Origin of the sequence: Streptomyces sp. CB01881 (assembly GCF_002953255.1) — a bacterium.
Lineage (GTDB): Bacteria > Actinomycetota > Actinomycetes > Streptomycetales > Streptomycetaceae > Kitasatospora.
In genome coordinates this window covers 8,763,269-8,785,047 of sequence record NZ_CP026498.1, presented here as the reverse complement: position 1 = coordinate 8,785,047, position 21,779 = coordinate 8,763,269, and the positions used below count along the sequence as shown (strand labels likewise).

At 73.5% G+C, this 21,779-nt stretch carries 12 protein-coding genes and 1 pseudogene; 6 read left to right on the top strand and 7 right to left on the bottom strand.

The genetic code is table 11. The features are described from left to right. Window positions 1-15 precede the first annotated feature (15 nt). Window positions 16-1,662 carry a VWA domain-containing protein gene (locus C2142_RS28405; RefSeq protein WP_241002825.1) on the top strand — a complete coding sequence of 549 codons (1,647 nt, stop codon included), beginning with the start codon at window positions 16-18 and terminating at the stop codon, window positions 1,660-1,662. Between the two features lie 79 nt (window positions 1,663-1,741). Then, the gene (locus tag C2142_RS28400; RefSeq protein WP_148645580.1) at window positions 1,742-2,251 is read left to right on the top strand and encodes a hypothetical protein; all 510 of its coding nucleotides are present in this window, start codon (window positions 1,742-1,744) and stop codon (window positions 2,249-2,251) included. 72 nt (window positions 2,252-2,323) lie between these two features. Here C2142_RS28400 and C2142_RS28395 read toward each other — a convergent pair whose 3' ends face one another. Further along, a complete protein-coding gene (locus tag C2142_RS28395) occupies window positions 2,324-5,608 on the bottom strand; it encodes a LuxR family transcriptional regulator (RefSeq protein WP_162002559.1) in 3,285 nt (1,094 codons plus the stop codon). 610 nt (window positions 5,609-6,218) lie between these two features. Between C2142_RS28395 and C2142_RS28390 the strand changes: the two genes are divergently transcribed. The 3 genes from C2142_RS28390 to C2142_RS28380 all read left to right on the top strand — a co-directional run bounded on the left by C2142_RS28390 (window position 6,219) and on the right by C2142_RS28380 (window position 9,766). Then, window positions 6,219-6,884 (top strand): response regulator transcription factor, encoded by a 666-nt coding sequence (locus C2142_RS28390; RefSeq protein ID WP_241003285.1) that lies wholly within the window; start codon window positions 6,219-6,221, stop codon window positions 6,882-6,884. A 376-nt stretch (window positions 6,885-7,260) separates the two neighbouring features. Next, complete coding sequence (locus C2142_RS28385) at window positions 7,261-9,090, top strand: 5'-nucleotidase C-terminal domain-containing protein (protein WP_148645577.1); 1,830 nt, start codon at window positions 7,261-7,263, stop codon at window positions 9,088-9,090. A gap of 103 nt (window positions 9,091-9,193) precedes the next feature. After that, on the top strand, window positions 9,194-9,766 hold the full coding sequence (locus C2142_RS28380; protein ID WP_148645576.1) for a Uma2 family endonuclease: 573 nt from the start codon (window positions 9,194-9,196) through the stop codon (window positions 9,764-9,766). 46 nt (window positions 9,767-9,812) lie between these two features. Here the strand turns inward: C2142_RS28380 and C2142_RS28375 are convergent, their stop codons facing one another. The 4 genes from C2142_RS28375 to C2142_RS28360 form a co-directional block, all read right to left on the bottom strand. Beyond that, window positions 9,813-10,604 (bottom strand): SAM-dependent methyltransferase, encoded by a 792-nt coding sequence (locus C2142_RS28375; protein WP_241003284.1) that lies wholly within the window; start codon window positions 10,602-10,604, stop codon window positions 9,813-9,815. Window positions 10,605-10,853: 249 nt separating this feature from the next. Beyond that, window positions 10,854-12,311 carry an aldehyde dehydrogenase family protein gene (locus C2142_RS28370; protein WP_148645574.1) on the bottom strand — a complete coding sequence of 486 codons (1,458 nt, stop codon included), beginning with the start codon at window positions 12,309-12,311 and terminating at the stop codon, window positions 10,854-10,856. A gap of 80 nt (window positions 12,312-12,391) precedes the next feature. Beyond that, complete coding sequence (locus C2142_RS28365) at window positions 12,392-13,258, bottom strand: helix-turn-helix transcriptional regulator (protein WP_148645573.1); 867 nt, start codon at window positions 13,256-13,258, stop codon at window positions 12,392-12,394. Window positions 13,259-13,337: 79 nt separating this feature from the next. Beyond that, window positions 13,338-14,582, bottom strand: a complete 1,245-nt coding sequence (locus C2142_RS28360; RefSeq protein WP_162002558.1) for an MFS transporter — start codon at window positions 14,580-14,582, stop codon at window positions 13,338-13,340. A 128-nt stretch (window positions 14,583-14,710) separates the two neighbouring features. Here C2142_RS28360 and C2142_RS28355 point away from each other — a divergent pair, with 128 nt between their 5' ends. Next, on the top strand, window positions 14,711-15,685 hold the full coding sequence (locus C2142_RS28355; protein WP_148645571.1) for a winged helix-turn-helix domain-containing protein: 975 nt from the start codon (window positions 14,711-14,713) through the stop codon (window positions 15,683-15,685). Between the two features lie 241 nt (window positions 15,686-15,926). Here the strand turns inward: C2142_RS28355 and C2142_RS28350 are convergent, their stop codons facing one another. Both C2142_RS28350 and gltB read right to left on the bottom strand, forming a co-directional pair. Beyond that, window positions 15,927-17,456 carry a glutamate synthase subunit beta gene (locus C2142_RS28350; protein WP_148645570.1) on the bottom strand — a complete coding sequence of 510 codons (1,530 nt, stop codon included), beginning with the start codon at window positions 17,454-17,456 and terminating at the stop codon, window positions 15,927-15,929. Further along, window positions 17,449-21,779, bottom strand: a pseudogene (gene gltB / locus C2142_RS28345) (glutamate synthase large subunit); the annotation flags it as partial. The gene C2142_RS28350 and the pseudogene gltB, both read right to left, overlap by 8 nt.

Here is a 21,779-nt window from a genome sequence, read left to right as displayed (position 1 = left end):
GGGATGGCGACGGGTATGCGTGCGAAGACCGCGGTGGTGCGGGGCGGCCGGGTGATCGCGGCGGGGGTGGCCCTGCTGGTGGCGACGGCGTGCACCTCCTCCTCCAGTTCGTCCCCGGCCCCGAGGCCGAGCGACGCGCCGGCCCCGACCGCGCAGGCGGGTGTGCTGCGGGTGCTGGCCGGCAGTGAACTGCAGGACATGGCGCCGGTGTTGGAGGAGGCGCAGAAGGCGACCGGGGTGACGGTCCAGTTCGTGTGGACGGGTTCGCTGGACGGTGCGGACGCGGTGTCGTCGGGGCGGGCGGACGGGAAGTACGACGCGGTGTGGTTTCCGTCCAACCACTACCTGCGGCTGGACGACTCGGGCCGGTCGAAGCTGCTGTCGGAGACTCCGGTGATGGTGTCGCCGGTGGCGGTGGGCGTGCGGTCCGCGACGCTCAACGAGCTCGGCTGGGGCGACGGTTCGAAGGTGAGCTGGGCGCAGGTGGCGGATGCGGCCTCGGCCGGGAAGCTGTCGTACGGGATGGCGGATCCGTCGCGGTCGAACTCGGGCTTCTCGGCGCTGGTGGCGGTGGCCTCGGCGTTCTCGGGGGCGGAGGCGGCGCTGACGGACGCGGACGTGCAGAAGGCGACGCCGTCGCTGAAGAGGTTCTTCACGGGGCAGAAGCTGACGTCGGGTTCGTCGGGCTGGCTGGCGCAGGCGTACAGCCGGGCCGAACAGGGCCGGGTCGGGGCGTTGGTGAACTACGAGTCGGTGCTGTTGTCGATGAACAGGACGCTGGCGGAGGGGCAGCGGCTGACGGTGGTGCGGCCGACGGACGGGGTGGTGTCGGCGGACTACCCGTTTACCCTGCTGGGGTCGTCGGCGCAGCGTGAGCGGGACTCGTTCCAGCGGTTGACGGCGTACCTGCTCAAGGACGACGTGCAGAAGCGGATCTCGGAGCTGACGCTGCGCCGTCCGGTGGCGGCGGGTGCGGCCCCGGCGTCGTCGTTGCCGGGTGACCGGCGGCGTGAGTTGCCGTTCCCGGGGTCGAAGTCGGTGGCGGACGGGTTGCTGGCGTCGTACCAGAACGAGCTGCGGCGGCCGTCGCGGACGGTGTACGTGCTGGACACGTCGGGTTCGATGGCGGGTGACCGGCTGGCGTCGTTGAAGAGGGCGCTGGGGCGGTTGACGGGGGCGGACGACACGCGGGGGGTGCGGCGGTTCCGCAACCGCGAGGAGGTGACGCTGATGTCCTTCGCGTCGAAGGTGAAGTCGGCGAAGACGCATTCGGTGCCGGCGGTGGACGCGCAGCAGGAGCTGGCGTCGATCAACGCGGATGTGCAGGCGTTGTCGGCGGACGGCGGTACGGCGGTGTACGGCTCGGTGGAGGAGGCGTACAAGCTGATCGAGCGGCAGCAGGCCGACGCCAAGGACGACCGGTTCACGTCGATCGTGGTGATGACGGACGGCGAGAGCAACGAGGGTGCGTCGGACCGGGACTTCAAGGACTTCTACAACGGGCTCTCGTCGGCGCAGAAGGCGGTGCCGGTGTTCCCGATCCTGTTCGGTGACGCGGCGAAGGCGCAGTTGCAGGGGATCGCGGACTTGACCGGGGGGAAGTTGTTCGACGGGACGGGCTCGTTGGACGGGGCGTTCGAGGAGATCCGTGGTTACCAGTAGCGGTACCGGTTCCGGCGGCTCCGGCGGTCCGGCTGGTCCGAACGGCCCTGGGGGCGGCGGGGGTTCGGTCGGGCGGCGGGTGCTGGGGTATCTGGAGTCGACCCGGAACCTGGTGGGCTGCGCGGCCGGTGCGGGTGGGCTGGGGTTGCACCTCGCGGGGCTGGGCGGTGCCTGGTGGCCGGGGATCGTGGCGGCGTTGTACGGCGCGGGGGTGCTGCTCTGGCCCGGCGGGCAGGGCGGCGCGGGCGGCCGGGGCGGGACGGGTGGCCGGGGCGGGACGGGCGGGCCGGTTCTGCCGCAGCCCGGGCCGGTCTGGCCGGAGTTGGAGGAGCTGCGGGTCTACCTGCGCGGCGTTCCGCGGCCGCCGGACCCGGCGAAGCTGGACGCGCTGCTGGAGGGGCTGCTGGGCCGGCTCGCGGAGCTGGGGCCGGGACCGGCCACGGAGCCGGTCGTCGGCCGGCGGCTGCCGGTGGCGGTGGACGGCTATCTGCGGGCCCTGACGTGGGAGCGCTGGCGGCCGGGTGCGGGTGACCCGGGCGCCGACCTCGCGCACGAGGTGGAGCTGATGGCGGCGGGCCTCACGGTCTGACCCCTGGGCGGGCGCGGCGAACCGGACCGCGGCGGGCCGTGGTCCGGCCGGCCGTGCCCGCCGCGGGCGGCCTCAGCCCTCCAGCACGCCCGCCAGCTCCGCCCGGCGCCGCACGCCGAGCTTGCGGAAGCTGTTGGTCAGGTGGGTCTCCACCGTCCGCACGGCGAGGTGCAGCATCCCGGCGATCTCCGCGTTGGAGCTCCCGGCCGCCGCCATCCGGCAGATCCGCAGTTCGCTGTCGGTCAGGGCCTCCGTCCCGGCGTGTTCGCCGCGGCCGAGCCGGGCGCCGGAGGCGCGCAGCGACTCCACGGCGACCGCCCGCAGCCGGACGGCGCCGAGCTGTTCGGCCCGGACGGCGGCGTCCCGCAGGGCCCGGCGGGCGGCGCCGCGCCGGCCGCCGTCGGCGAGCAGCCGGCCGTAGGTGATCAGTGCGGGGATCAGTTCGGTCTCCACCCCGGCGCCGCGCAGGAGGTCGACGGCCTCGGCGGCGAGGTCGAGCCCGTGCCGGCCGCCGGTGGCGGCGGCGAGGGCGCGCAGGGCGCGGCCGACGGTGCGCGGGGTGCCCCAGACGCGGGCGAGCCGCAGCTCCTCCTCGGCGAGGGCGACGGCGGGGCCGGGTTCGCCGAGCAGGGTGTGGCAGTCGGCGGCGGCGGAGCGCCAGGGGGTGACGATCGGGCTGAGGACCTGTCGTTCGTCCTGCCGGCGCCCGCACTCCATCAGGTCGGCGAGGGCCGCGGCGGGCTCGCCGGTGGCCAGCCGGAGCATGCCGCGGGCGTACAGGTACTCGTTCCACTCCCAGGAGCCCTGGGCGCGGTCGGCGGCGACGGCCCGGGCCAGGCCGTGGGCCTGCCAGTACCGGCCGGTCTCGGTGAGGGCGAGGACGGCCTGGGCGACCAGGTGGGCGTTCTGCTGGCCGAGCAGCCCGGCGTAGCGGGCGCGGGCGGCCGCGGTGCCCTCGGTCCCGTCCGGTCCGTGCCCGCCGGGTCCGTGCCCCCCGGGTCCGTCGCCGTGAGGTCCCTGCCCGTTCGGGCCGTACCTGTTCGGGCCGGGCCCGTCCTCCGGCTGGGCGCCGCACCACCAGGACCAGACCGACCGCTCGGCCCGCTCGGCCCGGGCCGGCAGCGACCGGCCGGCCCGGCCGGCGGTCTCGCCCGTGTCCCGTCCGGTCTCGCCCCGTTCGGTCTCGTCCCACCCGGTCGTGTCTCGTCCGGTCTCGCCCGGGCCGGTCTCGCCCGGGCCGTGCGGCCCGGAGGGTGCCGGCCCGGTGAGGGCGAGGTCGTCCAGCAGCGCCTGGTACTCCCCCCGCATCACCTGCGCCTCGGCCCGGACGCTCAGCAGGCACTGGTAGCCCGGGTCGAGCGACGGCCCCCGGTACGCGGCGAGGCCGCGCTCCACCAGCCGGTCGGCCTCGGGGAGCAGGTCGGCCCACTGGGCCAGGGTGGCGGCGGAGACCAGGACGTAGGAGCGGCAGAGCGGGTCGACCGGGGCGGCGAGCAGTTCCTCGATCCGTCCGCCGACCTCGGCGGCGGAGAGCACCCCGCTGGTCGAGTCGAACTCGGTGAGCAGCGCGTAGGCGGGCGGCGCGAGCCGCTGGGAGGAACGGGCGGCGAATCCCTGGACGCGCTCGACCACCTGGATCCAGCTGCGCCCGTCGTGTGCGGCGATCAGCGCGGCGGCGGCCTGCACGGCGTGGACGAGGTCGTCGCGGTCGGCGAAGCGCTCGGCCAGCTCCTCCATCAGCTCCAGTGCGGCGGGGGTGTCGCCGCGGGCGGCGAGGACGGCGCCGAGCGTGTTGGCGGTGCGGAAGACACCCTCGTCGGACTGCTGGAGGTGGACGGCCTCGGCGAGGCGGCGCACGCCCGCGGTGCGCTCGTCGGGGCCGAGGGTCACCTCCAGGCTGCCGAGTTCGGTGAGCACCAGGGCGCGCCGGCGGTCGCCGAGCGGTTCGGCGAGGACGCGGCGCAGCAGGGTGACGGCGTCGGCGGGGCGGTCGGCGTCGGCGGCCTTGCGGGCGGCGTGGCGGAGCGTGTCGACGGCCCAGCGGGGGCCGGGGGCGGGGGTGAAGAGGAGGTGTCCGGCGACGCGTTCGTCGGGGGCGCCGGCCCGGTGCAGGAAGGTGGCGGCGGCGCGGTGGACGCGCGCGCGGTGGCCCGGCTCGTGGCCGGCGAGGACGGCGTCGGCGAGCAGCGGGTGGGCGAAGCGGGGCCAGCGGCCGGGGCCGGGGTCGTCGAGCAGGCCCTGGGCGGTGAGGTCGGCGAGCCAGCCGGCGAGCTGGTCGGGGTCGGCGTCGGCGAGTTCGGCGAGCATGGCCGCGGGGTCGTCGTGGCCGGCGACGGGCAGTGGTGCGGTGCGGGCGGCGGGGTGTTCGTGCATCCGGGCGATGACGCGGGCCGCGGTGAGGGCGCGGTCGCCGCCGCCGCGCAGCCAGGCCTCGACGGCTTCGGGGAAGGCGTCGCCGGGCAGGCGGGTGCAGCTGTCGGGGAGGGCCTGCGGGGCGGGCGCGGGGTGGTGGTGCAGGTCGCCGAGGAGGGCGGTGAGCAGCAGCGGGTTGCCGCCGGTGGCGCGGACGCAGTCGGCGGTGAGGGCGGTCGGGGTGGCCGGGCCGAGGTGGTGTGCGGCGAGGCGGGCGGCGGCGGGGGTGTCGAGCGGGCCGAGCGGGACGGTCTCGGCCAGGCCGGGGGGCAGGCCGCGGCCGAAGCGGGTGGGCGGGGTGCCGAGGACGGACTGGCGGCGTTCGGTGGCGAGCAGGAGGATGGGCAGGCGGTCGATCCGGCGGGCGACCTGGAGCAGCCAGTCGCAGGTGGGCCGGTCGGCGTGGTGGATGTCGTCGACGGCGAGCAGGACGGGGCTGTGGGCGGCGTGCAGGCGCAGCAGGGCCCAGAGGTCGGTGGTGGCGGGGTCCGCGGGCCGCTCGGCCGGGTCCGTCGGGCCGCCCGTCCCGGCCCGTCCGGCCCGCCGGCCGCGGTCGGTCCGTTCGCCGCCGGCGGCGCCGCCGAAGCGGGCCTGGTCAGCGCCGTCGGCGCCGTCGACGCGGGCCCGCTCGTAGCCGTCGGCGCGCACCGGGTACTCGTCGGGGCCGGTCTCGAACAGCTGGCGGGCGGCCGCGTACGGGGTGCCGGCTTCGTCGGCGGAGCAGCGGGCCCACAGCACGGTGGTGCCCTCGGCGGCCGCGCGGCGGGCGGCCTCGGCGAGCAGGGTGCTGCGGCCGGTGCCGGTCGCACCGGTGAGCAGGAGGACGCCGCCGGTGCCGGCCCGGGCGCGGTCGGCGAGGGCGGTGATCCGGCCGAGCTGGCGGTCGCGGGCGGTGAGGTGCACGGGGGCGGCCTGCTGCGGTCCGCGGATCCTGACGGTGCTCATCTGTTTCCCCTCCCCGTCGTTCCCTCCGGCGCGGCCGGGCGGGCACTCTTCGCCGTCATCCAGGGAAACGGCTTGACGGGGTATCAGCGCCTGGGCTAGTGGTGTGATTCTCGTCGCACCCCTGCCGGGGCGGGTGCGGCGGCCGTCTCCCCGGGCCCGGCGCGGCCCCACTTGTCCGCACAACCCGCAGGCCGACGCCGCTTCGCACCCTACCTCCGGGCTGCCTCCTGGGGCAGGTTCGGCCGCTCCGGAGGGCGCTCCCGCGGTGCCGTGCGGGCGCCGCCGGGTGGCCCGATCTCGTGGTGGACCACGATGGCCGTGGCCGCCCGCCGCGGGAAAGCATGGAGTCCACGGGGGCACCGCAGCCCCGGGCTCCCGGGGGCACCCCTGCCCCGGGACGCATTCACTGCACGGTCCCCGCCCGGTCGGGTTCATGCAACGCCCCCCCAGCGCGCGGCATGCCCGGATGTCCGGGTGGCGGGCCGGGATTCTTCAGGAGGGGGCCAGATTGACTGTCCTGCACACCGAGCCCGACCACCGCGGCGCCGCCCGGCGGCTGCCCGCGACGGCGACGCCGCCCCGCGCCGTGCCTCCCCAGCGTCCCGCGCCCGTGCGCCATGCCGCCGCGGCCTCGGCGGCCCCGGCCGGCGGCGTGCGCACCGGTGTGGTGGTGCGGGCCGCGGACCCGATCTCGCGGGCCGGCGCGGAGGCGCAGCTGCGCCGCCACCCGGGCCTGGAGCTGATGGCGGACGACGCCGCGGTGACGCCCGGCGCCGTCACCGTGCTGCTCGCCGAGTCGGCGGACGCCGCCGTGGTGGCGACGCTGCGCCGGCTGGTGCGCGGCGCCGACCAGAAGGTGGTGCTGGTCGTCGAGCGGATGCGCGAGGCCGAGCTGTTGGAGGCGGTGGAGTGCGGGGTGGCCGCGATCCTCTGGCGTCGGGAGGCGACCGCCGAACGGCTGGGCCGGGCGGTGCTCGCCGCGGCGCGCGGCGACGGGGACCTGCCGGCCGATCTGCTGGGCCGGCTGATCAGCCAGGTGGGCCGGTTGCAGCGCAGTGTCCAGGGGATGCCCGGGCACGCGCCGACGGGGCTGTCGGAGCGTGAGTCGGACGTGCTGCGGCTGGTCGCCGAGGGGTGGGACACCGGGGAGATCGCGGCCCGGCTGTCGTACTCGGAGCGCACCGTCAAGAACGTGCTGCACGGTCTGACCACCCGTCTGCAGCTGCGCAACCGGGCCCACGCGGTCGCCCACGCCGTGCGCGAGGGCTACATCTAGGACCTTCGGGTCCGTTTTCCGGGCAGCCGTTCCACCCGCCCGCCGTGCCCGCACGGCGCGGCGGGTGGCGCGTTTTCCGGGCGCGTCCGCCCGGGCCTGCCCGATCGCGCTCCGGACGCGCTCCGGACGTGGGCTTCGGAGGCGGGCTGCGGGCGCGTCCGCCCGCTTCGTCCGGTCGGGCCCGGAGCGCGCAGCACCCGCCCGGCCGCGTCACGAACGAGTTGCCAAGATCTCACCTGCTGGAAACGTCCCGGGGCTATCAATCCGCCTGACTGCACGGCACACTTCTACGCGCGTACCTCTACGCGCGTCACCATGACCTCCGCGAACGCATCCTTGACGATCCGTCCGCAGTCCCCACCCGGGAGAGCCGTCCATGTCCCTGAACCGCCGTGACTTCGTCACCCGGTCCGCCGCCACCGCCGCCGGTGCGGCCCTCGCCGGCGGCGCCTCGCTCGCCGCCGCCTCCCCCGCCGCGGCGGCCGGCCCGGACGACGCCCGTGCCAAGGGCAAGCCCGCGAAGAAGCAGGCCTTCACCGTCATGGGCACCACCGACCTGCACGGCCGGGTGCTCAACTGGGACTACTTCACCGACGCGGTGTACGCCGACAAGGCGCACAACGAGGTCGGCCTCGCCAAGATCTCCAGCCTGGCCAAGCAGGTCCGTGAGGAGAAGGGCTGGGACCGCTGCCTGCTCATCGACGCGGGCGACATCATCCAGGGCACCCAGCTGACCTACTACTTCGCCCGCGTGGAGCCGATCGCCACCGACGCGGACACCGCACCCGAGCACCCGATGGCGCTCGCCATGAACCTCATGGAGTACGACGCGGCGGCGCTCGGCAACCACGAGTTCAACTACGGCATCCCCACCCTGCGGGCCTTCGAGGAGCAGCTGGACTTCCCGCTGCTGGGCGCCAACGCGCTGCACGCGAAGGACGAGAAGCCCGCCTTCAAGCCGTTCGTCATCAAGGAGCTGCACCTGGGCGGCGGCCGACCGCTGAAGGTGGGCATCCTCGGGCTGACCAACCCCGGCATCGCGATCTGGGACAAGGCCAACGTCGCCGGCAAGATGGTGTTCCCCGGCATCGTGGAGATGGCGAAGAAGTACGTGCCCCGGATGAAGGCGGCGGGCGCCGACATCATCGTGGTGTCCGCCCACTCCGGCATCGACGAGCCGACCACGTACGGCGACCAGCTTCCCTGGCCGGAGGACGCCTCGGGCGAGATGGCCGAGACCGTCCCGGACATCGACGCGGTGCTGGTGGGCCACACCCACAAGGAGGTGGCGCAGCGGCTGATCGTCAACAAGCAGACCGGGAAGACGGTGGTGCTCTCCGAGCCGCTCTGCTGGGGCCAGCGGCTGACCTGCTTCGACTTCGAGGTGGAGTTCGACCGGGGCGCGTGGAAGCTGGTCTCGCTCTCCTCCCGGGTGCTGAACTCCAACACCGTGCCGGAGGACCCGGAGATCGCGAACGCGCTGGCGGACCAGCATAAGAAGGTCGTGGCGTACGTCAACCAGCCGATCGGCACCTGCAAGGCCGAGCTGTCGATCGCCGAGTCCCGGTTCAAGGACACCCCGATCATCGACCTGATCGGCCGTGTCCAGGCCGACGTCGTGCGGGAGGCGCTGGCCGGCGGCCAGTACGCCAAGCTCCCGGTGCTGGCGCAGGCCGCGCCGTTCAACCGCACCGCCCTGATCCCGGCCGGACAGGTCAAGCTGCGGGACGCCGCCGGGCTGTACATCTACGAGAACACCCTGGAGGCCCGCATCCTGACGGGCGCCCAGATCAAGGACTACCTGGAGTACTCGGCGAAGTACTACGTCCAGGTCGCCCCGGGTGCGCCGATCGACAAGGACACCCTGACCAACGCGCAGACCACCCCGGACTACAACTACGACGCGGTGTACGGCGTCTCGTACGACATCGACATCTCGCAGCCGGTCGGCTCGCGGATCGTCAACCTGTCGTTCGACGGCAAGCCGATCGACCCGGCCGCCCAGTTCGTCCTGGCCGTCAACAACTACCGCGCCAACGGCGGCGGCAACTTCCCGCACGTCGCGAAGGCCCAGAAGGTGTGGGCCAACTCGGACGAGATCCGCAACGCGATGATCGCCTGGGTGAAGGCCAAGGGTGTCATCGACCCGGCCGACTTCGCCGGCGAGTCCTGGCGCCTGGTCCGCGTCGGCCAGCCGGTGTTCTGACCCGCCGCACGCACCGGCCGGCCCCGGACCGCTCTCGGCGGTCCGGGGCCGGTCGCGTCCGGCCGACCGCCGGAGAACGGCTCCGCGGTTCGAGAATGGCGGCATGACCGAGTTCCGTGGTCCCGAACGGCACGCCCGGCTCCTGGCCTACGCGCAGAGCCTGACGCCACCCTCGGGCTGGAAGATCGAGGTGTCCGGCGACGAGATCATCGTGATGGCCGGCCCGTCACTGATCCATCAGCGCAACCTGCTCATCGTCCGGGAGCAGTTCGACGCCCATCGTCCGGCCGACCTGATGCCCAGCGAGAACACCGACCTGGCCTCGCCGACCGTCGGCAAGCTGCGCAATCCGGACCTCACCTACCTCCCGCTCTCCGCGGTCGAGCTGGGCGGCAACGAAGTCCCCGCCGAGCTGGCCGCGATCGCGGTCGAGATCGTCTCTGTGTCGAACCCGGAGAACGACCTGGTCGGCAAGGTCCGCGACTACCCGCTGATGCACATCCCGCTGTACCTGGTGATCGACCCGCGGGACGGCGGGCTCACCCTCCACTCCGAACCGGACGGCGGCACGTACCGCCGGCAGTGGCGCGGACGGTTCGGCGACCGGGTGCCGGTGCCGGACCCGTTCGCCTTCGACCTCGTCACCGGTGATCTGATCCGCTACCCGGCCGCCTGACCCGCCCGCGTCCCGGCAGCCGTGGCGGCTGGGGCGGCCACGGCGGCTAGGGCTTGTGGCCCACGCCCGCCCAGAAGGCGACCTCGGCGTCGGTGGGCTGGGCCGGCTGGTCGGGCCGCCAGAGGGGGGCGGTGACGAGGCCGGGTTCGGCCAGCTCCAGGCCGTCGAAGAAGCGCAGCACCTGTTCGCGGCTGCGCATGGTGAGCTGGGCGGAGGCGTTGCGGTAGACGGCCGGGCCCTTGGCGGCGTCGGCGGGGGCGGTGAAGTCGCCGGTGGCGTGCGAGAGCGCGAGCCGGCTGCCGGCGGGCAGGGCGTCGACGAGGGTGCGCACGATGCCGTGCGGGTCGTCCTGGTCGTCGATGAAGTGCAGGACGGCGAAGAGCAGCAGGCCCACGGGCCGCCCGGAGTCGAGGAGCGCGCGCACCTCGGGGGTCCGCAGGATCGCGGCCGGGTCGCGCAGGTCGGCCTGGACGACGGCGGTGCTCTCCGGGGTGGTCCCGCTGAGCAGGGCGCGGCTGTGCACCAGCACGATCGGGTCGTTGTCGAGGTAGACGACCCGCGCGTCGGGGTGGACGCGCTGGGCGACCTCGTGGGTGTTGCCGGCCGTGGGGATGCCGGTGCCGATGTCGATGAACTGCCGGATTCCGGCGGCCGCGAGGTGGTGGACGGCCCGGCCGAGGAAGGCCCGGTTGGCGAGGGCGCTGATCCGCACCAGCGGGCTGAGCGCGAGGACCTTCTCGGCGGCCGCCCGGTCGGCGGGGAAGTTGTCCTTGCCGCCGAGGTAGTAGTCGTACATCCGGGCGGGGTGCGGGACGTCCGGCCGCAGGTCGGTGGGCATGCGCGGGTCGTCGGCCCCGCTGTCCGCCCAGTCCGCGACGATGTCCTGACGTTCGGTCATTCTCGGTCCCCCATCGGGCCGTTCCGGTCGTTCCCCGGGCAGCCTAGGCGTCGGACGGGAACCGTACCGGCCACTTCCGGAATCCGGCCCGATGGGGCAGCCACCCGGCGGGACCGGTGCGGCGGAGCCCCCGCCAACGCCGGGGCTCCGCCAACGCCGGGGGCTCCCCCACCGCCGCACCGCCGTCCGTCAGAACGGGAAGCGGCTGCGCCCGTGCTGGATGGAGATCCACTTCACCGTGGTGAAGGCGTCCACCGTGGACTCGCCGTTCAGCCGGCCCACGCCCGAGTTCTTCTCGCCGCCGAAGGGCACCACGGCCTCGTCGGCGATCGTGCCGTCGTTGACGTGGATCATGCCGGTCTCGATCCGCTGCGCCACCCGCACACCGCGCTCGACGTCCGCGGTGTGGACGGCGCCGCTGAGGCCGAAGGGGGTGTCGTTGGCGATCCGGACGGCCTCGTCCTCGCCGTCGAAGGGCACCACCAGGACGACGGGGCCGAAGAGTTCGCGCTGGAGGATGGGCGCGTCGGCCGGCAGGCCGCCGAGGACGACCGGGGCCATCAGGCTGCCGTTGGTCTCGCCGCGCAGCAGGGCGGTGGCGCCGGCGGCGATCGCCTGGTCGACCTGGGCGGTGATGGAGTCGGCCTGGACGGGGTTGATCAGCGGGCCGAGCTGGGTGGCCGGGTCCCTGGGGTCGCCGACCCGCAGGGTGGCGACCTTGGCGACGAACTTCTCGGTGAACTCGTCGGCGACGCTGCGGTCGACCAGCACCCGGTTGGCGGCCATGCAGACCTGGCCCTGGTGGGCGAAACGGCTGAACACGGCGGCGTCCACCGCGTAGTCGAGGTCGGCGTCGTCGAGGACGATCAGGGCGCTGTTGCCGCCGAGTTCGAGGACGGTCCGCTTGAAGTGCGAGGCGGCGACGGTGGCGACGTGCCGGCCGACCTTGTCGGAGCCGGTGAAGGAGATCACCTTGGGCACGGGGTGCTCGATGAAGGCGTCGCCGATCTCGGCGATGTCGGTGATCACGACGTTGAGCAGGCCGGCCGGCAGGCCCGCCTCCTCGAAGATCCTGGCGATGAGGGTGCCGCCGACGACCGGGGTCTCCTGGTGCGGCTTGAGCACGACGCCGTTGCCGAGCGCCAGCGCCGGGGCGACCGCCTTGATCGACAGGAACAGCGGGAAGTTGAACGGGCTGATCACCCCGACCACGCCGACCGGCAGGCGGTAGAGGCGGTTCTCCTTGCCGTCCACGGGCGAGGGCAGCAGCCGGCCCTCGGCGCGCAGCGAGAGCTGCATCGACTCGCGCAGCATGTCCTTGGTGAGGGCGAGCTCGAAACCGGCCTTGAGGGCGGTGCCGCCCAGCTCGGCCGTGATCGCCTCGGTGATCTCCTGCTCGCGCTCCTCGATGATGCGCAGTGCGCGCTCGAAGACCAGGCGGCGGGCGTAGGGGTTGGTGGCGGCCCACTCCTTCTGCGCCCGCTCGGCGGCCCGGTAGGCCTGGTCGACCTCTTCGACGGTGGCGACGGTGATGCCGGCGAGCTTGTCGCCGGTGTAGGGGTCGACGTCGACGATGTCCCAGGAGCCGCTGCCCGCCCGCCATTCGCCGTCGATGTACTGCAGCGCCAACTCGGAAAGGTACGACATCTGATCCCTCTCGTGCCGATTCGGGAAGACGGGCAGGCCTTCCCCGATCAGATCTGATCGGGCCTCATCGTACTTATGCTTCAGAGCTCTTGGCGTACGGAGCGGAGAAGTTCCCGTGTCCGCTCGGGGGAGAGCCCGTCGGCCGCCAGGCCGTCCATCGCGCCCGCGTACTCGGCCACCTCGGCGGGCTTGTCCAGGTACAGCGCGGTGGTGAACTGCTCCAGGTAGACGACGTCCGCGAGCTCCGGCTCGGCGAAGCCGAGCACCGAGAAGGCGCCGCCCTCCGCGCGCAGCCCGCCGAAGCCGAGCGGCATCACCTGGAGGACGACGTTGGGCAGCTCGGTCAGCTCCAGCAGCCGGTCGATCTGGGCCCGCATCGCCTCCGGCCCGCCCCAGGGGCGGCGCAGCGCGGCCTCGTCGAGGACGGCGAGCAGTCGTGGCGCCCGCTCCGCGGTGAGCACCTGCTGGCGCCTCAGCCGGACGTCGACCCGCCGCTCGACCTCGCCCGGCTCGGTGACGTGCCCGCCGTGCGTGATCACGGCCCGGGCGTAGTCGGCGGTCTGCAGCAGCCCGTGGACGAACTGGACCTCGTAGCTGCGGATGTCGGAGGCGGCCTCCTCCAGCCCGAGGTAGGTCTGGAACCAGCCGGGCAGCACGTCGCCGTACGCGTGCCACCAGGACGTCGCGTTGGCGTCGCGGACCAGGCCGAGCACACCGGCCCGCTCCTGCTCGGCCTCGACGCCGTACAGGGTGAGGAGGTCGGCGACGTCGCGCTCCTTGAAGCCGACCCGGCCGAGTTCCATGCGGCTGATCTTCGACTCCGAGGCGCGGATCGAGTAGCCGGCCTCCTCGCGGCTGACGCCCCTGGCCTCGCGCAGCCTTCGCAGCTGGGAGCCCAGCAGGAGGCGCCGTACTGTGGCGCCCCCGCCCGCCTGGGTCATGCTCATCCCGTCAACCTCCGCACCTCGCGCAGCCCCCCGGCCGTCGGCCGCAGTCTGCCACCTGGCACGGACAAACAACAGTCCGTCAGCCGAGGCGTTCGAGGCGCAGCAGTCCGGGCACCGCGGCCAGGCTCAGCACCAGCAGGAACAGCCAGGGCCAGGCGGCGCCGTGGGAGAGCAGGAGGGTGAGCAGGGCGGGGGCGACGGCCTGGCCGGTGTTCCAGGAGAGTTGGTAGACGGCGAGGTAGCGGCCGCGGCGGGCGGGGTCGGCGAGCGAGACGCTGAGCTCCTCGGCGTAGGGGGTGGCGACGGTCTCGGCGAGGTTGAAGACCGCCATCGCGGTGAACAGGCCGGCGGTCACGATCCAGCCGGGTGCGGCGGCCATCAGGGCGAAGAGGCCGAAGGAGAGCGCGTTGAGCAGGGCGCCGGCGGCGACCACCCGGGTCGGCCGGAACCGCTCCAGCCGGCGGGCCACCGCGTTCTGGGTGAGCACCACCTGGACGCCGTTGAGGACGAGCAGCGATCCGGCCAGCCAGGCCTCGCGGTGCAGGCCCTCGGTGAGGTAGACGGCGAGCAGCATGCTGATGATCATCGAGCCGAAGACGAAGGCCAGGTGGACGACGACCAGCAGCAGGTAGCGCCGGTCCCGCAGCACCGCCCGGTAGCCACCGTCCCGCTCCCCCGTCGCCGTCCGCCCCGCGGACGCCGCGGACGCCGCGGGCACCGTGGCGGCCGGCCGCCAGGAGGCCAGCAGGCCCGCCGCCACCGCGTAGCTGGCCGCGTTGAGGACCACCAGCGCCCGCAGCCCGCCCGTCCCGTCCCCGGCCACCAGGACGGCGCCGAGCGCCCCGCCCAGCCCCATCCCGGTGTTGCGCAGCGTCTGCACCAGCGCGAACCAGCGGGTCCGCTCGCCCTCGGCGGAGGCCAGCACCACCAGGCCGGTGCTGGAGGTCCAGTAGGAGACGTGCCCGATCTGGGCGAGCAGGCAGACCAGCACGATCTGCCAGACCTGCCCGGCGAGCAGGAAGCCGCCGTAGGCGAGCGCGGAGAGCGCGTTGCCGCAGGCCGCCACCGGGCGGGCGCCGTACCGGTCGATGAGCGGGCCGACGGCGATCGCGGTGGGCAGGGCGACCAGCCGGGCGGTGGTGACCGCGGCGCCGATGGCGGCCAGGGTCAGGCTGGTGGTGCGGGCGAAGTAGACGAGGGTGAAGGCGAGGATCAGTCCGGTGCCGAGGCTGTCCACGAGGTGGGCGCCGATCAGGCGGTGGCGGCCGGCGGTCTGCGGGAGGCCGAGCCGGTCCCGGAGCGGGGGGAGCGTGGCGGTGGTCATGGACCGAGCCTCCCGGTGATGGGATGCTGCGCCCAGAGATTCCATCATGATCGAATCGCAGCCGAATCCCGGCCGGATCCCCGTCGGACCCCGACCGGATCCCGACCGCTTCCGTACCGGAGACACCCGTGCTCACCTTGGACTTCTCGGCCCAGGACCTCGCCGCCACCCGCTTCGCCGGCTCGCGCGTGGTCGAGGTGGTGATGAGCGTCCAGGTGCTCAAGGACCCCGGCGCCAAGGCCGTCCACCTGCCGTGGGTGCGCCGGGCCCGCGAGCGGCTGGCGGCCGGCCGGGTCCGCTACGAGCTGCTGTCGCAGCTGGTGCCGATGCCGGCCTGGCACCTGCCGCAGTTCCTGACCGCCCTGCCGGCCGCCACCGCGCCCGGCATCGAGGCCGAGCTCGCCGCGCTGACGGCCACCGCACCGGCCGTCGTCCGGGCCGAACTGGACCTGGTCGGGCAGCCGCTGCCGCCGCTGGTGGCCGAGCTGTACGCCGATCCGGTGCCCGGGCTGGAGCGGCTGGCCGGTGAGGTCCGGGCGTACTGGTCGGCGGCCGTGGAGCCGTACTGGGGCCGGATCGTCCGGCTGGTGGAGGGCGAGATCCTCTACCGGGCACGGCGGATGGCGGCCGACGGCCCGGCGGCGCTGTTCGACGGCCTGCACCCGAAGGTGCGGTGGCAGGACGGCCGGATGACGGTGGCGCAGCAGCGGTACGAGATCGAGCGGCGGCTGGACGGCGGACGCGGCCTGGTGCTGGTGCCGTCGGTGTTCATCTGGCCGGGCATGGTCTGGCAGGTGGAGCCCGAGGGGCAGCCCGGGCTGGTCTATCCGCCGCGCGGGGTGGCCACGCTCTGGGAGAGCGCCGGTGCCACCGCTCCGGACGGGCTGGCCGGTGTGCTGGGCCGCACCCGGGCCCGGCTGCTCGCCGAGCTGGAGTCACCGGCCTCGACCAGCGAGCTCGCCGCCCGCACCGGCGGCTCCCCGGCGAACGTCTCGCACCACCTCACCGCCCTGCGCGAGGCCGGCCTGCTGGCCCGCCACCGCACCGGGCGCACGGTGCTCTACGCCCGCACCGAGGCGGCCGAGCTGCTGCTCCGCGGCTGAGCCGCACGGGGGCGCGCGGCCGGAGGGGGCCCGTGCGGCCCCCGTCCCCGAAGGCCCGGCCCCCGGAACGCGAAAACGGCGCCCGCCCTCCACTGGTCGGGGAGAGGGCAGGCGCCATGGCACCGTGCAGGCCCGGCGACGCTGACGGGGGCAGCGGCTCGAACTCCCGGTAATGCGGTACCGGGCGATCAGGGGGTCCGGGCCCGCCGGCGGTGGGGCCGCCGGCGGGCTCGGGTGTACGTCAGACCACCAGCGGGCGGTCCGTCGGACGGATCGGGGCGGGCAGCGGGGTCTTGCCGCCCAGGTAGCGGTCCACCGCGGCGGCGGCCGAACGGCCCTCCGCGATGGCCCAGACGATCAGCGACTGGCCTCGGCCGGCGTCGCCGCAGACGTAGACGCCATCGACGTTGGTGGCGAACTTTCCGTCCCGGGCCACATTACCCCGGGCGTCCAGCTCGACGCCCAGCTGCTCGACCAGGCCGTTCTTCACGTCCGTGCCGGTGAAGCCCATCGCCAGGGTGACCAGCTGCGCCGGGATGGCGCGCTCGGTGCCGGGCACCGGCTCGAAGCGGCCGTCCTTGAACTCGACCTCGACGAGGTGCAGCTCCTGGACGTTGCCGTCCTCGTCGCCGCTGAAGTGGGTGGTGTTGACGGAGTAGACCCGTCCCTCCTTGCCCCCCTCCGGCGAGGAGGGTCCCTCTGCCTGGTTGCCGACCGTCTTCGTCTCCCGGACGTAGAGGGCCTCCTCGTGGGCCGAGGTGACCTTGTAGGTCATCGGCATGGTCGGCCAGGGCTGGTGGCCGGGGCGCGAGTCGCCCGGACGCGGCATGATCTCCAGCTGGGTGACCGAGGCCGCCCCCTGGCGCAGCGCGGTGCCGAGGCAGTCGGCGCCGGTGTCGCCGCCGCCGATGACGATGACGTGCTTGCCCTTGGCGCTGATCGGCGGCTCGACGAAGTCGCCCTCCTGCACCTTGTTGGCCAGCGGCAGGTACTCCATGGCCTGGTGGATGCCCTTGAGCTCGCGCCCGGGCACCGGCAGGTCGCGGGCGGTGGTGGCGCCGGCGGCGACGACGACCGCGTCGAAGCGCTCGCGCAGCTGCTGCCCGGTGATGTCCTCGCCCACGTGGACGCCGGTGCGGAAGCGGGTGCCCTCCGCGCGCATCTGCTCGATGCGGCGGTTGATGTGGCGCTTCTCCATCTTGAACTCGGGGATGCCGTAGCGCAGCAGGCCGCCGACGCGGTCGGCGCGCTCGTACACCACCACGGTGTGCCCGGCCCGGGTGAGCTGTTGGGCGACCGCCAGGCCGGCCGGGCCGGAGCCGACGACGGCCACGGTCTTGCCGGAGAGGCGCTCCGGGACCTGCGGCGTGACGCCGCCGTTGTCCCAGGCCTTGTCGATGATGGTGACCTCGACGTTCTTGATGGTCACCGCGTCCTGGTTGATGCCGAGGACGCACGCGGACTCGCAGGGCGCCGGGCAGAGCCGCCCGGTGAACTCCGGGAAGTTGTTGGTCGCGTGCAGGCGCTCGATGGCGCCGGCGAAGTCGTCCCGGTAGGCGAGGTCGTTCCACTCGGGGATGAGGTTCCCGAGCGGGCAGCCGTTGTGGCAGAACGGGATGCCGCAGTCCATGCAGCGGCCGGCCTGCTTGGTGATGATCGGCAGGAGGCTGCGCTCGACGTAGACCTCGTTCCAGTCCCGCAGACGGACGTCCACGGGCCGGCGCTCGGCCAGCTGCTTGCCGGTGGTCAGGAAGCCCTTGGGGTCAGCCACGTGCCGCCTCCATCATCTTGCGAGTGGTCTCGGCCTCGGAGAGGCCATCGCGCTCAGCGGCGTCCTTGGCGGCGAGCACTGCCTTGTAGTCGGTCGGCATGATCTTGGAGAAGCGGGAGACCCCGCCGCCCCAGTCGGCCAGGAGCTCGGCGGCCACGGTGGAGCCGGTCTCCTCGTAGTGCTGCTGCACGGTCTCGCGCAGCCAGTCGCGGTCGGCGGCGGTCGGGGCCTCGATGCCCACCATGCCGTCGTTCACGTTGGCGGGGCGCAGGTCCAGCACGTAGGCGATGCCGCCGGACATGCCCGCCGCCAGGTTGCGGCCGGTCTCGCCGAGGATGACGACCCGGCCGCCGGTCATGTACTCCAGGCCGTGGTCGCCCACGCCCTCGACCACCAGGGTCGCACCGGAGTTGCGGACGGCGAAACGCTCGCCGGCCTTGCCGCGCAGGTGGACGCGGCCGCTGGTGGCGCCGTAGCCGATGGTGTTGCCGGCGATGACGTGGTTCTGCGCGTCGGCGCCGATCGCGGCGGCGTCGCGGGCCGGCCGGACGACGACCACGCCGCCGGACAGGCCCTTGCCGACGTAGTCGTTGGCGTCGCCCTCCAGGCGCAGCGTCACACCGCGCGGCACGAAGGCGCCGAACGACTGGCCGGCCGAGCCGGTGAAGGTGACGTCGATGGTGCCCTCGGGCAGGCCCTCGCCGCGGTACCGCTTGGTCACCTCGTGGCCGAGCATGGTGCCGACCGTGCGGTTGACGTTGCGGATCGGCAGCTGGATGCGGACGGCGTCGCCGCGCTCCAGGGCGTCCTCGGCGAGCTCGATCAGCTGGTTGTCCAGGGCCTTGTCGAGCGCGTGGTCCTGCGTGGTGGTGCAGTGCAGGGCCGCGCCCTCGGGCAGCTCGGGGACGTGGAAGAGCGGGGCCAGGTCGAGCCCGGCGGCCTTCCAGTGGTCGATCGCGGCCTGGGCGTTGATGTGCTCGGCGTGGCCGACGGCCTCCTCGATCGAGCGGAAGCCCAGCTCCGCCAGGATCTCCCGGACCTCCTCCGCGATGAACTCGAAGAAGTTGACCACGAACTCGGGCTTGCCGGAGAAGCGGTCGCGCAGCACCGGGTTCTGGGTGGCGACGCCGACCGGGCAGGTGTCCAGGTGGCAGACACGCATCATGATGCAGCCGGAGACGACCAGCGGGGCGGTCGCGAAGCCGAACTCCTCGGCGCCCAGCAGCGCGGCGATGACGACGTCGCGGCCGGTCTTGAGCTGGCCGTCGGTCTGGACGACGATGCGGTCGCGCAGGCCGTTGAGCAGCAGGGTCTGCTGGGTCTCGGCGAGGCCGAGCTCCCAGGGGCCTCCCGCGTGCTTCAGCGAGGTCAGCGGCGAGGCGCCGGTGCCGCCGTCGTGACCGGAGACCAGCACCACGTCCGCGTGCGCCTTGGAGACGCCCGCGGCGACGGTGCCGACGCCGACCTCGGAGACCAGCTTCACGTGGATGCGGGCCGCCGGGTTGGCGTTCTTGAGGTCGTGGATCAGCTGGGCGAGATCCTCGATGGAGTAGATGTCGTGGTGCGGCGGCGGGGAGATCAGGCCGACGCCGGGGGTGGAGTGCCGGGTCTTGGCGACCCACGGGTAGACCTTGTGGCCGGGCAGCTGGCCGCCCTCGCCGGGCTTGGCGCCCTGGGCCATCTTGATCTGGATGTCGTCCGCGTTGACCAGGTACTCGGAGGTGACGCCGAACCGGCCGGAGGCGACCTGCTTGATCGCCGAGCGGCGCTCCGGGTCGTACAGGCGGTCCGGGTCCTCGCCGCCCTCACCGGTGTTGGACTTGCCGCCGAGGCGGTTCATCGCGATGGCCAGGGTCTCGTGCGCCTCGCGGGAGATCGAGCCGTACGACATGGCGCCGGTGGAGAAGCGCTTGACGATCTCGGAGACCGGCTCGACCTCGTCGACGGGGACCGGGGTGCGGCCGAGGCCGTCCAGCTGGAACAGGCCGCGCAGCGTCATCAGCCGCTCGGACTGCTCGTTCACCCGGTCCGTGTACTGCTTGAAGATGTCGTACCGGCGGTTGCGGGTGGAGTGCTGGAGGCGGAAGACGGTGTCCGGGTCGAACAGGTGCGGCTCGCCCTCGCGGCGCCACTGGTACTCGCCGCCGATGTCCAGCGCGCGGTGCGCGGCGGGGATGCCGGAGGCCGGGTAGGCCTTGGCGTGGCGGGCGGCCACCTCCTTGGCGATCTCGTCCAGGCCGATGCCGCCGAGCTTGGTGGTGGTGCCGGCGAAGTAGGCGCCGACCAGCTCCCGGGAGAGGCCGATCGCCTCGAAGACCTGCGCGCCGCGGTAGGAGGCGACGGTGGAGATGCCCATCTTGGACATGACCTTGAGCACGCCCTTGCCGAGCGCCTTGATCAGGTTCTTGATGGCCTTCTCGGGCTCGACGCCCTCGATGAAGACGCCCTGGGCGACGAGGTCCTCGACGGACTCCATGGCCAGGTAGGGGTTGACCGCGCCGGCGCCGTAGCCGATGAGCAGCGCGACGTGGTGCACCTCGCGGACGTCGCCGGCCTCGACCAGCAGCGACACCTGGGTGCGCTGCTTGGTGCGGATCAGGTGGTGGTGGATCGCGGAGGTGAGCAGCAGCGAGGGGATCGGGGCGTGCTCGGCGTCGGAGTGCCGGTCGGAGAGCACGACGATCCGGGCGCCGTCGGCGATCGCGGCGTCGGCCTCGGCGGCGATCTCGGCCAGGCGGGCGGCCAGGCCCTCGCCGCCGGTGGAGACCTTGTAGAGGCCGGACAGGGTGACTGCCTTGAGGCCGGGCTGATCACCGTCGGCGTTGATGTGGACCAGCTTGGCCAGCTCGTCGTTGTCGATCACCGGGAAGGTGATGCCGACGGAACGACAGGCGGCGGCCTCGGCGGCCAGCAGGTTGCCCTCGGGGCCGAGGTTGGACAGCAGCGAGGTGACGAGCTCCTCGCGGATGGCGTCCAGCGGCGGGTTGGTGACCTGCGCGAAGAGCTGCACGAAGTAGTCGAACAGCAGGCGCGGCTTCTCGGAGAGCGCGGCGATCGGGCTGTCGGTGCCCATCGAGCCGAGCGCCTCGCCGCCGGTCCTCGCCATCGGTGCCAGGATGACCCGCAGCTCCTCCTCGGTGTAGCCGAAGGTCTGCTGACGTCGCGTCACCGAGGCGTGGGTGTGCGCGATGTGCTCGCGCTCGGGCAGCTTGGCGAGCTGGATCTGACCGCCGGCGACCCACTCCTCGTAGGGGTGCTCGGAGGCCAGCGCCGACTTGATCTCCTCGTCCTCGACGATGCGGTGCTCCGCGGTGTCGATGAGGAACATCCGGCCGGGCTGGAGGCGGCCCTTCCTGGCGACCTTCTCCTGCTCGATGTCGAGCACGCCGACCTCGGAGGAGAGGACGACCAGGCCGTCCTCGGTGATCCAGTAGCGGGCCGGGCGCAGGCCGTTGCGGTCGAGCACGGCGCCGATCTGGGTGCCGTCGGTGAAGGTGACGCAGGCCGGGCCGTCCCAGGGCTCCATCAGGTTGGAGTGGTACTGGTAGAACGCGCGGCGGGACGGGTCCATGGTGGCGTGGTTCTCCCACGCCTCCGGGATCATCATCAGCACCGAGTGCGGCAGCGAGCGGCCGCCGAGGTGGAGCAGCTCCAGGACCTCGTCGAAGGAGGCCGAGTCGGAGTGGTCCGGGGTGCAGACCGGGAAGATGCGGCTGAGGTCGCCAGGGATCAGGTCGGTGGCGAGCTGGGACTCCCGGGCGGTCATCCAGTTCCGGTTGCCCTTGACCGTGTTGATCTCGCCGTTGTGCGCGACGAAGCGGTACGGGTGGGCGAGCGGCCAGCTCGGGAAGGTGTTGGTGGAGAACCGCGAGTGCACCAGGCCGAGCGCGGAGGCGTAGAGCCGGTCCGACAGGTCGGGGAAGAAGGGCTCCAGCTGGCCGGTGGTCAGCATGCCCTTGTAGACGATGGTGCGCGCGGAGAGCGACGGGAAGTAGACACCGGCCTCGCGCTCGGAGCGCTTGCGGACGACGAAGGCGAGCCGGTCCAGGGCTATGCCGGTGGTCTCCCCCTGCGACAGGAAGACCTGGCGGAAGCGCGGCATCACGCTGCGGGCGGTGGCGCCCAGCAGGTCCGGGCTGACCGGGACGTCGCGCCAGCCGAGGACGGTGAGGCCCTCCTCGGCGGCGATGGCCTCGATCTGCGCGACGGCGGCGGCGGAGGCCTCGTCCTCGTCGGGCAGGAAGGCGATGCCGACCGCGTACGAGCCGGCGGCGGGCAGCTCGAAGGAGACCTTGGTGCGCAGGAACGCGTCCCTGGGTCAGG

What these genes read in the sequence shown, in the direction of transcription:
- C2142_RS28370 (WP_148645574.1), bottom strand. Translation starts at nt 12,311, where the DNA reads ATGTCGTACCTTTCCGAGTTGGCGCTGCAGTACATCGACGGCGAATGG.
- C2142_RS28405 (WP_241002825.1), top strand. Translation starts at nt 16, where the DNA reads ATGCGTGCGAAGACCGCGGTGGTGCGGGGCGGCCGGGTGATCGCGGCG.
- C2142_RS28385 (WP_148645577.1), top strand. Translation starts at nt 7,261, where the DNA reads ATGTCCCTGAACCGCCGTGACTTCGTCACCCGGTCCGCCGCCACCGCC.
- C2142_RS28360 (WP_162002558.1), bottom strand. Translation starts at nt 14,582, where the DNA reads ATGACCACCGCCACGCTCCCCCCGCTCCGGGACCGGCTCGGCCTCCCG.
- C2142_RS28375 (WP_241003284.1), bottom strand. Translation starts at nt 10,604, where the DNA reads ATGCCCACCGACCTGCGGCCGGACGTCCCGCACCCCGCCCGGATGTAC.
- C2142_RS28365 (WP_148645573.1), bottom strand. Translation starts at nt 13,258, where the DNA reads ATGAGCATGACCCAGGCGGGCGGGGGCGCCACAGTACGGCGCCTCCTG.
- C2142_RS28380 (WP_148645576.1), top strand. Translation starts at nt 9,194, where the DNA reads ATGACCGAGTTCCGTGGTCCCGAACGGCACGCCCGGCTCCTGGCCTAC.
- C2142_RS28395 (WP_162002559.1), bottom strand. Translation starts at nt 5,608, where the DNA reads ATGAGCACCGTCAGGATCCGCGGACCGCAGCAGGCCGCCCCCGTGCAC.